This is a genomic window from Streptomyces sp. NPDC005141, from assembly GCF_053599975.1.
On the sequence record NZ_JBSFYW010000056.1, the window covers coordinates 20126 to 35645 of the forward strand.

Annotated in this window: 12 protein-coding genes and 1 tRNA gene; 8 read left to right on the forward strand and 5 right to left on the reverse strand. The window is 69.8% G+C overall.

All coding sequences use genetic code 11. The features are described from left to right. Positions 1–33: 33 nt before the first annotated feature. From ACWD68_RS32505 to ACWD68_RS32520, 4 genes are all read left to right on the forward strand, one after another. The gene (locus tag ACWD68_RS32505; protein WP_451810034.1) at positions 34–993 is read left to right on the forward strand and encodes an LLM class flavin-dependent oxidoreductase; all 960 of its coding nucleotides are present in this window, start codon (positions 34–36) and stop codon (positions 991–993) included. Beyond that, on the forward strand, positions 990–1682 hold the full coding sequence (locus tag ACWD68_RS32510) for an alpha/beta fold hydrolase (RefSeq protein WP_451810035.1): 693 nt from the start codon (positions 990–992) through the stop codon (positions 1680–1682). Before ACWD68_RS32505 ends, ACWD68_RS32510 begins: the two co-directional genes overlap by 4 nt. A gap of 16 nt (positions 1683–1698) precedes the next feature. After that, on the forward strand, positions 1699–2385 hold the full coding sequence (locus tag ACWD68_RS32515; RefSeq protein WP_451810036.1) for a winged helix-turn-helix transcriptional regulator: 687 nt from the start codon (positions 1699–1701) through the stop codon (positions 2383–2385). 156 nt (positions 2386–2541) lie between these two features. Next, complete coding sequence (locus tag ACWD68_RS32520; protein WP_451810037.1) at positions 2542–3249, forward strand: hypothetical protein; 708 nt, start codon at positions 2542–2544, stop codon at positions 3247–3249. 366 nt (positions 3250–3615) lie between these two features. On the opposite strand, the gene ACWD68_RS32525 is transcribed toward ACWD68_RS32520, so the two are convergent. Further along, entirely contained in the window at positions 3616–6933 is a 3318-nt protein-coding gene (locus ACWD68_RS32525; protein ID WP_451810038.1) for an NACHT domain-containing protein, read from the reverse strand. Between the two features lie 414 nt (positions 6934–7347). Here ACWD68_RS32525 and ACWD68_RS32530 point away from each other — a divergent pair. Next, positions 7348–7423: transfer RNA gene (locus ACWD68_RS32530), tRNA-Trp, on the forward strand. A 132-nt stretch (positions 7424–7555) separates the two neighbouring features. Here ACWD68_RS32530 and ACWD68_RS32535 read toward each other — a convergent pair. Next, positions 7556–9433, reverse strand: coding sequence for a sensor histidine kinase (locus tag ACWD68_RS32535; RefSeq protein ID WP_451810039.1), 1878 nt, complete (start codon positions 9431–9433; stop codon positions 7556–7558). Continuing rightward, positions 9430–10101, reverse strand: a complete 672-nt coding sequence (locus ACWD68_RS32540) for a response regulator transcription factor (RefSeq protein ID WP_451810040.1) — start codon at positions 10099–10101, stop codon at positions 9430–9432. The genes ACWD68_RS32535 and ACWD68_RS32540 overlap by 4 nt, the downstream gene beginning before the upstream one ends. A gap of 176 nt (positions 10102–10277) precedes the next feature. Here ACWD68_RS32540 and ACWD68_RS32545 point away from each other — a divergent pair, with 176 nt between their 5' ends. Both ACWD68_RS32545 and ACWD68_RS32550 read left to right on the forward strand, forming a co-directional pair. Continuing rightward, complete coding sequence (locus ACWD68_RS32545) at positions 10278–10679, forward strand: hypothetical protein (protein ID WP_451810041.1); 402 nt, start codon at positions 10278–10280, stop codon at positions 10677–10679. A gap of 128 nt (positions 10680–10807) precedes the next feature. Next, positions 10808–11932 carry a DUF6777 domain-containing protein gene (locus ACWD68_RS32550; RefSeq protein ID WP_451810042.1) on the forward strand — a complete coding sequence of 375 codons (1125 nt, stop codon included), beginning with the start codon at positions 10808–10810 and terminating at the stop codon, positions 11930–11932. 132 nt (positions 11933–12064) lie between these two features. Here the strand turns inward: ACWD68_RS32550 and ACWD68_RS32555 are convergent, their stop codons facing one another. After that, positions 12065–13348 carry a phosphatase PAP2 family protein gene (locus ACWD68_RS32555; protein WP_451810071.1) on the reverse strand — a complete coding sequence of 428 codons (1284 nt, stop codon included), beginning with the start codon at positions 13346–13348 and terminating at the stop codon, positions 12065–12067. A gap of 586 nt (positions 13349–13934) precedes the next feature. Between ACWD68_RS32555 and ACWD68_RS32560 the strand changes: the two genes are divergently transcribed. Beyond that, entirely contained in the window at positions 13935–14150 is a 216-nt protein-coding gene (locus ACWD68_RS32560; protein ID WP_451810043.1) for a hypothetical protein, read from the forward strand. Positions 14151–14446: 296 nt separating this feature from the next. Here ACWD68_RS32560 and ACWD68_RS32565 read toward each other — a convergent pair whose 3' ends face one another. Further along, complete coding sequence (locus ACWD68_RS32565; RefSeq protein WP_451810044.1) at positions 14447–15481, reverse strand: alcohol dehydrogenase catalytic domain-containing protein; 1035 nt, start codon at positions 15479–15481, stop codon at positions 14447–14449. Positions 15482–15520: the final 39 nt, after the last annotated feature.

The window sequence follows — 15520 nt, forward strand, 5'->3', positions numbered from 1 at the left end:
TGATCGGAACCCTCACGGCACTCGGGAGGGGAAATGGCGGGACTCAAGATCGGCTACCTGTTACCGACGCGCGACCAGTCCGTTCGGGGCGAACACGAGCCGGGCCGGCTCATCGCCCAGGCACGACGAGCGGAGCGACTGGGGCTGGACTCGGTCTGGGCCGGGGACAGCCCCGTGACCAGACCGCGCGCGGATCCGCTGATGCTGTTGGCCGCCGCGGCCCAGGCCACCGAGCGGGTGACGCTCGGTACGGCGGTGCTGCTGCCGGCGCTGCGCCATCCGATCCTGCTGGCGCATCAACTCGCCACCCTCGACCGACTGTCGGAAGGACGGCTGATCGCCGGCATGGGCGGCGGGTTCCCGAACCCGCACACCCAGGCCCAGTTCGCCGCGGTCGGTATCGGATTCGCCCGCCGCATGAGCCGCATGGAGGAGTCCATCGACGCCATGCGGCGGCTCTGGTCGGGGGAGGCGGTGACGTACAAGGGCGAGCACTTCGCCTTCGACGACGTGCGGATCGAGCCTCCGCCGTCCCGTCCGGGAGGCCCGCCGATCTGGCTTGCGGCAAGCAGCGGACCTGCGTTGCGGCGCGTGGCGCGCCTCGCCGACGGCTGGCTCCCCTATCCGATCGACGCGACGACGTACGCCGAGGAGCGCGAGACCCTCCAGGAGTCCATCGAGCAGGCGGCGACGCCCCGTTCGGTCACCCCCGCCCTGTACGCGACGCTCTGCCTGGACGACGACCCGGAGAACGCGCGCCGGCGCCTGCGGACGAGCGTCGAGCGGTACTACAACGCACCGCTCGAGTTCATCGCCTCCGTCCAGGCCATGTTCGCCGGTCCCGCCCGCCAGGCCGCCGACTGGTTGAGCGGCTACATCGCGGCCGGCGCCCGCCACCTCGTGATCCGACTCGCGACCGACGACCACGACTCCGGACTGGAAGAGTTCGCCGACCGGGTTCTGCCCCTGCTCCGTGAGGAGGATCCCCGATGACCACGTTCGTACTCGTCCACGGTGCCTGGCACGGCCCATGGGCCTGGGACCGGATCGTCCCCCTGCTGCACGCCGCCGGAGCGCGAACGCTCACCCCGGACCTCAGCACCGTCGTGGACCAGGGCCTCCACGACCACGCCGGTGCGGTCGTAGCCGCCCTCGACACCGTTCAGGAGGACGGCGACCTTGTGCTGGTCGGGCACAGTTACGCGGGCCTGGTCGTCCGGGAGGCCGCCGACGCACGGCCCGATGGCATCGGCCACATCGTCCTCGTGGACGGATGGGCGGGGCCGGACGGCGCCAGCATGGTGAGCCTGGCCCCCGACGGCTTCGCGGACGCGGTCCGTACGGCGGCCGAGACGCTGGGGGACGGTTGGCGGATCCCCGCCCCGCCCCCGGCGGTGTTCGGCGTCGTCGACACCGACGAAGCGGCCTGGCTGGCCGCACGTATGCTCCCCCAACCACTGCGCACGTTCACCGAACCCACTCGCTTGGGCGGGGCCGTCGACCGGATTCCCGGAACCGCCGTCTGCTGCAGACCGCAGACCTACCCGTTCGACCGTCTCGGCGAGGCAGTCGGCTACCGGACCCACGCACTGGACGGTCCGCACGACGTGATGCTGACCGATCCGGAGCCGCTCGCCCGGATCCTCCTCGGTGCCGGCTTCCTTCAAGAAGAGGAAGCGTGAAGTCTAGAATGATGCAGTGGAACAGCGAACGTACAACCAGTACTGCGCGACCGCGCGCACCCTCGACCTCGTCGGCGAGCGCTGGACGCTGCTGCTGATCCGTGAGCTTCTGACCGGCCCCAAGCGGTTCGGTGACCTGCAGGCCAGCCTCCGCGGCCTCGGCACCGGACTGCTGGCCGCCCGCCTCAAGCATCTGGAGCGCGAGGGACTGGCGCACAAGATCACGCTCCCGCCGCCTGCCCGGACCCCCGCGTACGCCCTCACCGAAGCCGGAGAGGAACTCGGCCCGGCGATCCTGGAGTTGGCCCGCTGGGGCTTGAAGTGGGCGATGGGTGAACGGCGCGCCACCGAGACGTTCCATCCGGGCTGGGCCGTGCTCGGTCTGCGGGCCTGCTTCGACACCGAGGCCGCGGCGGGACTCCACGCGGTGTATGAGTTCCGCATCGACGACGAGCTGTTCCACGCCCGGATCGACGACGGGGCGATCGAGGCGCTGCACGGACCGGCTCAGCGCCCGGACGCGACCATCACGATCAGCCAGGAGGCGTTCCTCCGTCTCACCGGCCAAGGCTTCACGTTCGCCGAGGCGATCGAGACGGGTGCCGCGTCTGTATCCGGCGACGAGCAGGCTCTGCGCAGACTGGGAGGCTTGTTCCGTCTGCCGCCCCCGCATGCCCGTAACCCGGACCAGACGTCGTCCTGATCACGCCCCGGATCCCGCCACTTGGCGATGGCGGATCCCGCCACCTGGCGAGGGCGGATGTCGTGGTTGCGGTCGCTGCTGTGCCGCACTCCGGCGCCCAGGCACCGCCAAAAACGGGGATCGCCTTTGCGTACGGGCCAAGGCAAGATGTGCGCCATGGCGGAAGCAGCGGGTCCGAACACGTACGGCCCCGGAGAGTGGGCTGAGCGTCTGGGCTGGACATACGGCTTGATAGCACCCGACCACGTCGAGCGGGGTGCGGCGCTCGTCCGGCTGGACGAGGCCCGCGCGGCAGCCCACAAGGCTCACGCCCGGTACAACGAGTACTGGATCCAGGCGAGCAGGTCGGATGCGGAGACCTTGTTCCGAGCCCCGGAGGTCGTGGCGGCGCGGGAACTCGCTGACGATGTCGAGAGCCGTTGTCTGCCGGAGGCACTGTGGTTGACGAGTCCTGCCGACGACATCAGGACGTGGCCGCAATTGTCCTTCGCGCTGCTCTTTCTGGAGTGGGAGGCGCGCTATCCGGAGGAGTGGACGGAGCACGCCAAGGCATGGGGCACGAAGCGATCCCTCATCCGGAGCGTGGCGGTGAGCGGCCACAGTGAGTTCGTCACGGAGAAGCTGATCGACCTCGTCGAACTCGTCGTGCAGCGGGCCTACCGCTGCAAGGACCGTGAGTACGTGCGGGTGGCCCGAGCCGTCGACGGGGATGAGCTGCGTACGAGGCTCAACTGGGCACGTCACTCGCACAACCCGTGGTCCCAACTCCACGCGGGGTACGTGCTCTGGCTCCTCGACCGTCCGGAGATCCCCAACACCCTGCACGTCTGGCGGACTTGGCTCGCGGACACCCGAACCTGCTGACTCGAACGAGGGGTGCGGCTGAGGGTGGTGGCGATGAACGGGTTTCGGAAGAACGAGTAGGTGAATCGGGTGCCACTCCGACGCACTGGTGATGGCTGAGCGAGCTCGCATGGGGCGCAGTTGAGGGGTCCTCCGGCCCGCGCGGGGCAGGCGTCGTTCGGAGCGGGGAAACAAGGCCGGCGCATTCGTCTGATAGTATTGATCTTGAGCTGGTCGGCGGATGTCGAGCCGGTTCGTGTGCGTCGGTGGTCCAAGGAAAGACGTCCCGCTTCCTGCGGGGAGATGCAGGTGCAAGGCCTGCCCGGCGCTCCGTGAAGACCCCGTCCCGAGGTTTCGGGACGGGGTCTTTTTTTCTGTCGGTCCCGTTCAGTCGCCACCTTGGCGCCCGATGGGCCGGACGGTGCCGTCCCGCAGGACCCGCACGCGGGCACGGCGGCTCGCTTCGTAGGCGTGGTGGTGAGCCTGGGGGAAGTGCATGCTGCTGAGGTCGCCGCCGGGCAGGAAGCGGACCAGCCAGGCGATCGATTCGGCGCCTTCGGCGGCGGCAGCGGCGACGGTCAGAAGTTTCTCGTAGTCACTGCGCAGGGAGCCGAAGCCCGCGCTCGGGGTGCTCTGGAAGTACTGGAAGACCGTCTTGGTCCGGGACGGCGGAACGTGATCCGGGATCTCGTACCGCCCCAAGTGCTCCCCGTTGCTGAGCCGGTACAGGCAGTCGTCCACCTCGTCCTCGGGGGAGAAGGCGTACAGCCAGTCGCGCGCCTTCACCCCGTCGCGATCCGGCAGCGCGGCCCTGGCGCGCAGGACCGCCACGATGCCCGTGACACCGTACGGTACGAGTACGGAGACCAGGCGATGCGGAGTCGAGACGGCTTCGTCCTCCTCTTCCTCGATGTTCCAGCGGTCCAGGAGCAGCACGCTGCCGTCCACGATGGCGGTACGGATGACGTCGAGGCCCACCGGCGTCCCCCACGCCGCCAACGTCGCGGCGGCGGCCACCCGTACGCTCGTGTCGGGGTGGGTGACGAAGCTGTTGAGTTCGTCGGGGTCGCCGGGGCTCTCGTCCAGACATTCGAGCGCGAGGCAGCGGGCCTGGGTCGTCACCGTTCGGTCCCGGGCGAGGGCGAGGAGTGCGTCGCGCGGGGCGCGGCCGTGGTTCTCGGCGATGTGGTCCCGGACCGCCGTCAGCAGCGCACCGGCACTCCCCATGGACTGGAACCGGTCCAGTAGCGTCCGTACTCCGGTCTCGCCCGCCGCGTCGAGGTACGCCCCGGCCACATGCTCGTTGTCGCGGGACCGAACGAGGAGGATGTCGAACAGTCTTTCTGCCGTGCCGGGCTCCCGGGTGTTCTTGAGCGCGTCCCGCGCAGCCGCCGCGATCGTCGAGAACCATGGGGAGCCCATGCGGCTTTCAAGTGCGTGCAGGATGACCTCGGCAGGGGCGCCCGCCTGACCCAGTGCACGCATGATCATGGCGATGTCCTTGGCCACCGACCAGTTGTCGCGCGCGGGTGCGCCGGCCAGGGAGGTCAGCCTCTGCTCCAGCTCCGCCCGCAGCGCCGGGACGGCGGCCTCCACGCGCAGTGTGCCGAGCGTGGTGATCAACGCCTCCCGCAGGTAGAAGGAGTTGACCCCGCCCAGCCCGAAGACGCCCAGCAACCGCTCGCCCACCCGCCGCCCGCCGTGCGCCTCCAGAGCTTGGATCAGCGCGAGCCGGGCCTCGCTGTCCCTCTGCGAGTCGCAGATGTACGCGACGATCTCGTCCAGTTGCGCGTCGGATCGGGCCACCCCGACCAGGGCCTCGGCCGCCCGGCGCTTCTCGTCCGGGTACCCGGAGCCGTCCAGCAGGTGCCAGACGGAGGCGACGATCTCCCGGCGCAGGGCCACATCAGCCACCCGCGGGCTGCCCGTCAGGCAGCGTGCCGCGAGCAACAGGTCCGTGTGGAAGAGGTCGTCGTCGGGCAGGTCGAGAAGGCCGGAGGAGTCCGTGCGCGGCCGGTCCGGTTCCAGTTGCAGAAGGCCCGACAACAGCGGTGAAGCGTCCGGCAGGGACCCCGCCAGCAGCAGGATCACCTCTTCCCACCATGGGTCGTAGCGTGACCGCACCGCCTGCTGGATGCCATCGGCACCCCGTTCCAGCAGGGCAGCGGCGGTGAAGTGCTCCTGGAGGGTGAGGTGCAGAAAGCCGTACCAGCCGTGCGCCTGCGGTTTGAGCAGGCCGTACTGGGCCGCGATCTCGTCGAGGATGGCCCGGCTGTCCTCGGGGGCCAGATCGATGGTGGGCAGAAAACGGGCGATCTGGTCGAGGAGGTCGTCCTCGGGGAAGTAGCGCAGGCCTCGCTGGTGGTAGTGGCGGGCGATCTCTTTGAGCAGGTCCTGTTTGCGGTCGGTGGTGAAGCGGCTGTACCGGGAGATCTTGCGGTGGGCGTCCCACTCGCGCAGCAGCACCTCCACGCACCGCTGGTACAACGCCGCCCGGCGTTCCGGGAGTTCGAGGTCACGCTCGTAGACGATCGCGATCAGGCTGAGCAACAGCGGGTTGGCGGCGAGGGTCTGGAGGCGCCCGTTCGCCGAGAGAGCGCGGACCAGACCGGCACGTCGACGGTCCCCGGCGCCGAACCAGTTGGCGACGAACGTCTCGATCTGCGGCCACTCGAAGTCCAGTGCTTCCAGCACCTGGAACTGCGACAGTCCGCCCCGCCAGCCCTGCCGGCGGCAGGTCGTGGCGATCGGAGCACGGGGGAACCGCGTTGCCAGACGGGTGAGTTCGGCGGTGACCCGGTGGTAGGCGCTCTCCGCCTCCCGCGCGCTCTCACCGCCCAGCACTTCGTCCAACCCGTCGAGCAGCAGGGCCGCGCTGCCGTCGGTGAGCTTCTCCACGATGTAGTCACGGGCGTCCTCGAAGCCGTAGTGGTCGGCCCAGTGCTCCGCGAGGTGGTCGAGCAACGACTCGTGACCGCTCTCGACAAACCTGAACAACTCGACGTACGCCGGGAGCACGGGCAGCGACTCGTGCTCCGACTGGGTGGCCATCCGCAGCGCCAGATGCCGCAGCATCGTCGTCTTTCCGGCGCCCGGGTCGCCCACCACCACGATGCGCCGGTAGCGCTGGAGGGCGTCGACCGGTGCGTAGGTGTGTACGGCGGCATGGCTCTCGGCCGCGGCCCTCGCCTCCGCGCGTTCCGCCTCCGTACGCCAGGTCCTGCGCTCGCCGTCCGTACGGCGGGCCTGTCGTTCCACCTCGTCGGCGGACAGGAACCGCAACGGCTGCTGCTCCTGCACCCCCACCTGGACGTACAACCGCTCCAGTCGCAACGGCCGCGACATGTCCAGGATCCGCAGCGTCGACAGCTCCTGGACCAGGCGTCCGCAGTACGCCGCTGCCCCCGCCTCCAGGGTGCTGCGGTGGGCGGCCACCCGCTCGGCGGCCCGTTCGCGCTCCTGCTCCGCCTCTCGGGCGGCCCGGCGGCGCTCACGCGCCGTCACTTGCCTTTCGTGCTGCCACTCCTGCTCCTTCAGCCGCATCTGGGCGGCCGTTTCGAGCTGGATCTTCTCCCGCTCCAGGCTCTGGACGCGCTTGACCTGCCACAGCGCCACCGTCGCCGCGATCATCGCGACCAGCAGTCCACCGAGCGCCGTGACGACGGACGCGCTGTCCAGCGCGAGGTACTTGCCCGACAGCGACACAGACCCCCCTGCCCCTCTGTGCGACTCCTGTCGATTCTGGCAGCGCGCAGGGCCGGATAAACCCCTTCGGCCCCAACATGCGTTGCCGCGCGGAAACCTGATAGGGCGTGCGAGGGCCGAATCCGGTCTCAGGCAGCCGAGACAGAGCGATGAGTACGGTGTCCGCGCGAGCACAGCCGACGCACTGGCCGAGGCCGCGATATGGACCCTTGCGGACACTCGCGCACAACGTCCGGGGCCGCCCGCCTCCGCGCAGGCCTGTCCCCGGACGACCTCGGTCGGCGCGCGCAGGTGAGCAAGTGTGCCCTGGCGGGACTGGAGAAGGCCGTGCCTCTTCTGCGCGAGCGAAAATCCCCGCGAGCGAAAACCCCTTGGAGACCGCCCTGTTGGCCATGCCATGATGAGACCCATCGAAGGGGCGTAGCTCAGAGGCCAGAGCGCCGGTCTCCAAAACCGGATGCCGCAGGTTCGACTCCTGCCGCCCCTGCCATCGGTCACGCCTCCCCACCAGGGTCGCGCCGCGTTGTCAGCGGCGGCGTGCACAGGGAATGGTCGTGCGTGTGAGGCAACGTGGAATGTGACCCTGACAGGCATGGCACGTTGTGGAGCGGCACCGTACCCGCTAAGCAGGGATGGCGAGCGGCAGTTCGGCAGTGATGGTGGCGCCCTGGGGGGTGGTACGGATGGTGAGGGTGCCGCCGATCTCATCGACGCGTTCGTTCATGGACTGGATGCCCACGCCGGGCGCCCACGGCCCGGTGCAGTGGCCGTTGTCGGTGACGGTCACACGCAGGAGAGCGGGATCCGCGAGCTCCAGAGTGAGAGCCGCGGTGGTGGCGTCGGAGTGCCGGGCGATATTGGTCACGGCCTCCACCGCAACGCGGTACGCCGCCACCTCGACCGCCGCGGGAAGCGGCGGCAGCCGTCGCGGAGCGTCGATGGTGACGGTCAGGGGCCGGCCGTCCGCGGCGCAGAGTGGGGCGATGCGCTGGCGTACGGCGTCGACGAGGCCGAGCTCGTCGAGGGCACGAGGCCGCAGGCCGTAGACGATCCGTCGGATCTCGGTGATCGCGTCGCCTATGTCGGCACGCAGCCCGCGCAGCGTCTCCACGGCCCGCTCAGGGTCGGTGGCGATGAGGTTGGCGGCCGCGTCGGTGGTGTAGGCGATGCCGGTCAGGGCCGGCCCGAGACCGTCGTGCAGATCCCGGCGCATCCGGCGGCGCTCCTCCTCCAGCGCGGTCACCACGCGGCCGCGGGAGACGCGTAGTTGCTCGCTGAGCCGCGCGGCGTGCAGGGCCTGGGCGAGCGGCACCGCCACCAGCTCGAGCACCGCCGTGGCGGCCCGGGGCAGCCGCAGGTGCCCGGGCGGGAGGCATACGACGAGGTCGCCCACGTGATCGGCACCCGCGCTCAGGGAGGTGCGCGTGGTGTGGCCGTCGTCCATCGTGCCCGCCGTGGCAACGTCAGTTCCGTCCTGGCGCAGGGCGATGCCGGGCACACCCAGGGTGGTTCGCAGGGTCCGCAGCCACAGCGGGGGAGGGGCGCCCGCGGTGAGGTCCGTGCCGAGCCGGGTCAGCGTCTCGACCGGGTCGGCCGACCTGCCGAACAGCATCTCGTCCATGCTCGCCTCGACCCGCTGTCTCACCGGCTGGTACCCGGCGGCGATCACGGCTGCCAGCAGGGCCGGTGTCCCCTTGCCGGGCCGGGCTCCCACCACCAACTCCCAGACCGCCGCGACCCCTTCGTACACAGCCGCGCTCAGCGCGAGCATCACGATCAGCACGGTGGCCCCGCGGATCACGACCCGTACCTCGGCCCGACGCGGGGCGACCAGCGCGACGGTGACGGCGAGGGGGAGCAGCAGCGACAGCGCGCTCGTGATGACGGCGGAGGGCACCGGTCCCACGGTCAGGGAGTTCTCGGCGGCGAACTGCAGCATGCCGCCCAGCGTCGTCGCGGCCGCACCCAGCACCAGCCACAGCACGCGGCGCCGGTCGTCCCCCGAGGTGAACTCGAAGAGCACCCACGTGCCCGCGAGCATCACGGTCCCGGAAGCGATCGCCGCGCCCACCTGAGCGGCCCCCACACCGGCCGCCGCCGCGACCGCGCACGCGGCGCCCGTGACGACCACGGCGGCGTCCGCGCAGACCAGCAGCCGGGACGGCGGCCGTTCCGGCACGACACGCAGGGCCGCCAGGGGCAGGCTCACCGTCGCGGCCAGGACGGCCAGGACCACGGAGAGCACATGGGCACCGGCGGCGAGCGCCACCGGGGCGGCCAGCAGGCCACCCGCGGACGCGCCGAGGAACGGAACCGCCGTCGAACCGGGGACGCGGGCGATGACGGTCGCGGAGCACACCGCGAGGAACGTCCCGACGATCACCGCCCAGATCACCCACTGCTCGGAGGCGGAGGGGGGCGGGGCAATGCCGAGGGAAGCGATGGCCGCGACCGCGAGAGCCGCGAGAAGGGCGCACGTACTCAGAGCCCGTACCGTCACGGCCCCGCCTCCGGCACGCCGCCCAGTCCGTGCTCTCGTGCCATGATCACCGCCTCGGTCCGCCCGCTGACCCCCAGCTTCAGGAAGATCGCGGACAGCCGGTTCGCCACGGTCTTCTCGGCCAGCGACAGGTCGGCGGCGACCCGGGCGTTCGGGTATCCCCGGGCCACGCGGTCGAGCACCTCCCGCTCCCGGGCGGTCAGTTCGGGGAAGGGAGTGGCCGGCGCCGCCGCCGGGGCGAGACGGCCGAGGAGACGTGCGGCGACTCCGGGCGCGATCACGTACTGCCCGGCCGCGACCGACCGCAGAGTGGTCAGGATCTCCTCCTGCTGGGCCCCCTTGAGGAGATAGCCACGGGCACCGGCGCGCATCGCGGACACGACCGTCTCGTCGTCCTCGAACATCGTGACCACGAGCACCGCCACTTCCGGCAGCAGCGCGGTGAGCCGCCGGGTCGCCTCCACGCCGTCCAGCACGGGCATCTGGATGTCCATGACGACGACATCGGGCCGGCTCAACTGGGCCTCTCGAAGCGCCTCTTCACCGTTCGCGGCCTCCGCCACCACCTCCACGCCGTCCAGCGAGGCCAGCAGGGCGCTCATGCCACGTCGTACGACGGGATGGTCGTCGGCGATGAGCACCCGGATCGGGCCGGCGGGGGAGGTCATGTCCCGATGATGGCCGAAGGGTCTCCCGGTCGGGAGAGCGCGCACTTCCTTCCGTCCGGGAAATCCTCCCGGACGGCCGGGAGCTTCGGACGATGCGCGCGGAGGGATCCTGCCGCGATGCTCGGTTCACCGGGTCGCCGCGTCGGCGGCCCCAACACCCGGACGGGGGAACCGACATGAGCCGGACGCAAGCGGTGCGGCCCACGCTCAGCCGCAAGAACAAGGTGGGCCTCGGGCTCGCCGCCGCACTCGGGTTGCTCGACATGACCAACGCATTCGACTTCCTGGTGCCGGACAGCGACGAACCCGGGCCGCCGGCAGGCGTCCTGGTCGCTGATGCCGTACTCGGACTGATCACGGTCGTCGCCGTCGTCTACACCTGGCGCACCGCCAACCGCACCGGCTCCCGTATCGTCGCCGGGTCCCGGATCCTGTCGGCGATCACCGCGCTCCCGGCGCTCTTCGTCACCGGCGTCCCGGCGTGGGTCGTGGCCTTCGTCGCGGTCTTCATCGTGATCACCGTCGTCATGATCGCCCTGGTCCTGTCACGCCCCGTCCCGGAATCGGCCACCGCGTGACGTGATGTCACGGGGGTCGTCGGACACGTCCGGCACCACGAGGGGAGTGCCGGACGCGCCCTGCTCCCGGCCCGGCCGTGCCAGGCCGGGAGATCGTCCGCAAACCACCTTTCGAATGAAGGAGATCCATGAGTGTCAAACGGGGGACAGCGCGGGTCGCGGTCCTGCTCGCTTTACTCCTGACCGTCGTCGGACCGGCCGTCACCGCGTGTACGCCCGCGACCAAGGTCGCCGTCAAGGCAATCGCCCGCGGAGCTCCTGCCGCGGCGCCGTTCTTCGCGGAGGCTCTCGGGCTCGCCGCCGACCACCGCATCAGCGGGGGACTCGCCCTCGGGGGAGGCATACAGAAGGGCGACAGGCCCGGCCTCTACGGAGGCACACGGCAGGGAAAGAGCTGCGACAAGGCGAAACTCGTGGAATTCCTCACGAACCCCGCCAACAGGAAGAAGGCGCTGGAGTGGGCAAAGGCGCAGGGCATCGGTGTCCACGAGATCGGGGGATTCATCGGGAAGCTGACACCCGTGCTGCTGCGCAACGACACGCTGGTCAAGAACCACGACTACAAGAAGGGCAGGGCCGTCGCTTTCGAAGCCCTTCTGGAGGCGGGTATCGCGGTCCTGGTCGATCTTTACGGCAGGCCCGTTGTGCAGTGCAGTTGCGGCAACCCGCTGGGGGCGTTCGAGTACGACGTCGACCAGGCCGACGTCCAGTTCAAGGGTACGAACAAGCGGTGGACGTCGTACGGCCGGGACAAGGTCGTCAAGGTCGAGCCCACGGACGACGGGGACGAGGTCGGCAAGTACCGGCTGGTCGATGTGCAGGAGACGGACGCGGGCCTGGAACGGCCGGTGGGCTCGGACGGCACGCAGGACACCGCCCTGCCCGAGGACCCGGGCGCAACCGGGGCTCAGGACGGATACGTCGAGGTGCCCGAGGTGACGCGGACCTCGGTCGAGGAGGCCACAGAGACCTTGGAGGAACAGGGCCTGACCGTCGAGACGACGGAGGAGCTCTCCGAGACGGCCGAACCAGGCACCGTCCTCAGCCAGAGCCCCGCCGCGGGCGGGAAGGTCCCGGCCTCCAGCACGGTGTCACTCACGGTGGCCGCTGCACCGGTCGCGACCGATCCCGAAGCGACACCCACGCCCGACGACTTCGCGACCCCGACGCCGACGGACGGTGTCACACCGGTGGAGACGACTCCGGTGCCGGAATCCTCGCCCACGGACGGCTTCTTCGGCGGCACTTCCTGAAGCCGCTGCCGCTGCCGATACAGGACCGCCCCTGCCTGCGCGGTGATCGCGGCGGCAGGGGCGGTCCTGTGTCCCGGGAGTGACACGGAGGGACCCATCGCGGGGCGCAACCGTGATCCGATGGAACACGGCTCAAACCAGTTCGGGTTGCGGTTCCGATCGCGGGTTGGGCAGTCGTGCCGGTACGGCCGTCGGGTCCCACAGCCTGGTGGTCCGTACGTAGCCGTGGATCACTGAGGCCATCGCCAGCATGACAAGGGGGCCGAACATCCACGGGTGTTTGGCCATCTCCATCGGCAGATAGCGATAGGCCAGCAAGAGCGCGGTGAAGACCGTCGCGCCGTGAGCGACCAGCTGGGTTCCTGACCGGTCCCAGCCGCGTTCCTGCGAGCGCAGACCCGCCTCGATGGTGAGCGTGAACACGACACCAGCGACGATATCCGCGCCGTAGTGATAGCCGAAGCCCAGCGTCGCGCCGAGCGTGGCGATCAGCCAGAAGGTGCCGGCGAATCGCAGAATGCGCGGACCCTTGCGGGAATGGATGAAGATCGCGGTGGCCCACGCGGTGTGCAGGCTGGGCATGCAGTTGCGCGGGGTGATCTCGTCGAATGACATGTGGAGCGGGGCGTGGATCGGCGGGGGAGTGTTCGGCCAGAGGTCGGCTGCCGCCCACTGCCCGCCGTCGGCGCCGTAGGCGAAGATCGGTCCGACCACCGGGAAGAGCATGTAGATGCCCGGCCCGAGGAGGCCTATGACGAGAAACGTGCGCACCAGGTGATGCCGCGGGAATCGACGCTCGACGCCTACATGACGCAGCTGATACAGCGTGACGATGACCGCGAACACCGCAAGCTGTATGTAGACGTAGTCGAGAACATGGGCGCCGATCGGGCCGGTCGCCTTGACCATCCGACCCACCAGCCAGGACGGGTTGCCCAGTGCGTGATCGGCGGTCGCCACGTACTGGTCGAGCACCGCCGGGCGCGTCTTCGATGTGATGAGCAGCCAGGCGTCGCCGGTCTTCCGTCCGGCCACCAGCAGCAGGGCCAGCCCGACGCCCTTCAGGAGCAGGACGCGTTCCTGGCCGGTGCGTCGCGTGACGGCGACGACCCCACAGCCCAAAATGACCCACAACGCGCCGTTGCCGAACATCATTTTGGCGTCGACCGCCCACCGCACCAGGAAGAACACGAGGTCGATACCGACCGCGGCACCAGCCGCGATGAACCGTTGCCGCTTGGTGAGCACCACCATCATCAACGCCATGCTGGCGTAGAGAAGCGGTCCCGACTTAGGGGCGAATATCACCTCTTTCACCTGGTTGGTCATCGGACCCGGTAGGCCGTAGTGCCGCGCGGCGATCTCCAGCGTGATGAGGAATCCGAGAGCCGTCACACCCACCGCGGCCCACAGAATCACCCGTGGCTGACGCCACGCGGCGAACGGTATTCGGCTATTTATTCGCGAAAACACCCGCGATGCTATAGGTATCAAGTGTTTGGCCGATTTGTTAGTTATTGGCTAATAGGTCACTCTTCGTGCCGGATAGCACTAATTTCCGGTGAACGACGGGCGATCTGAGGGCATCGCCGTGAGGTCGATCATGTTAGCGGAGCGCTGCGGGCGGGTTTCGCTGGTCACCGGAGGTGTCAGTTCCGTCGATCCCGCGTCGGCCGGTTTTCGTCTCGGCGACGGCCGAGAACTCTCCGTGTCAGGCGGGCGTCGAGGGCGTCCCGAGGTTTCCGGTGGCCCTGACAGGTGTGCGCAATGCCGTGAACCGGGCGCCGCCGATCAAGGAATGCGGCTCGAAGAACCTTTCGCGGGAACCGGGCGTCGAGGTCCTGGCGCGACGCGCGTCCTCGGCCGTCTCTTGAGGCAACCCCTGGGTGCCGCGGGCCGCAGCGCTGCCGAACGCCGGGCGGGATGAGACCCGACAGACCGGTCTGTTCGCTGTGCGGCCGCTCCGCGTGCGCACGGCCGGTGCGGCCCGCACGCTGAAGGCATGGCCACTGATCAGCCCGTCGTCGTCTACCCGCCGGCCGCGGACGGCGGACGCAGGGTCCGCGTCGCCGCCAGGTTCGTCGGCATGGCCTACACCCTCGTCGACATCGCCGAGTTCCTCGGCGGGGCAGGCATGGACGAGGTCGACGCATCCGACGTCAGGGCCGCGGAGTGGATCGAATGGCGCGGTGGCGGCCCCGGCGTATGGGACCACTGACAGCGCCGCTTCCGGTAGGGACTCATCGTGTCCGAATCGCCCGCGGCGCCGGCCCGCTCATCGCTGCTTCACGCCATCCTTCACTCACCATGGGCTGCCGTCGGGCTGCGCGCCCGGCAGGAGCGACCGCCCCGGACGACGGATTGCCGTGAGTGCGGTCCCGGTCCCGTAGGTCGTCCTGCGGTGGGCGGTCATTCTCCTCGCGGGAAGTCCGTGGAAGCCGCCAACTCGCGCTGCGATGCGAAGTCGTCGATGCGCCGGCGCACAGCTGCTGCGAGCGGCTGAGGGGAGTCGGGTCAGAGCCGGATGAGGACCTTCAGGGCCTCGCGGTCGTTCATCGCCCGGTAGCCGTCGGCGACGTCGTCCAGGGAGACGGCGCGGTCGATAACGCGGCCGGGTCGGATCGAGCCGTCGAGGATGTACGGCATCAGTTCCTCGATGTAGGCGCGGGCCGGGGCGACACCGCCGGTGAGGGTGACGTTGCGCATGAAGTCACCGAAGCCGAAAGGCACGTCGGTGAACTGCGGAGCCCCGACACGGCTGATCGTTCCGCCGTTGCGCACCACGGCGAAGCTCTGCACGAGCGCGTCCTCGAGGCCCACGCATTCCAGGACCCTGCGGGTGCCCTCGCCGCCGGTCAGCTCGCGGACCTTGGCGATGCCCTCTTCACCCCGCTCGGCGACCACGTCGGTGGCGCCGAATTCGCGGCCCAGGTCGGTGCGCACCTGGTGGCGGCCCATGAGGATGATCTGTTCGGCGCCACGCAGCTTGGCGGAGATCACGGCTGCCAGGCCCACGGCGCCGTCTCCGACGACGGTGACGGTGTCGCCCCGCCGGACTCCGGCGGTGCGGGCGGCGTGGTAGCCGGTGCACAGGACGTCGGACAGGGTCAGCAGGTCCGGCAGCAACTCCGAGTCCTCTCCGACCGGCAGCTTCACCAGGGTGCCGTCCGCGTAGGGGACACGCGCGGCCTGCCCCTGGCCGCCGTCGACACCGTTCACGCCCCACGGTCCGCCGTTGACGCATGAGGTTTGCAGGCCCTCGCGGCAGTACTCGCAGGTGTTGTCGGCGTAGACGAAGGGGGCCACGACCATGTCACCGGGCTTGAGGCCGGAGACCTCGGAGCCGGTCTCCTCCACGACACCGAGGAACTCGTGGCCCATGTGGCGGGGGGTGTCGGTGGGCGGCAGCGACTTGTAGGGCCACAGATCGCTGCCGCAGACGCAGGACAGCACGATCCGCACGACCGCGTCGGTGGGGTTCTGGATCGTGGGGTCGACAACGTCCTCGACGCGTACGTCGTCGGCCGCGTACAGCAGGGTCGCGCGCATGAGCGCAGCTCCTCGAATGTGGGGGCGATGGAGAAGGCG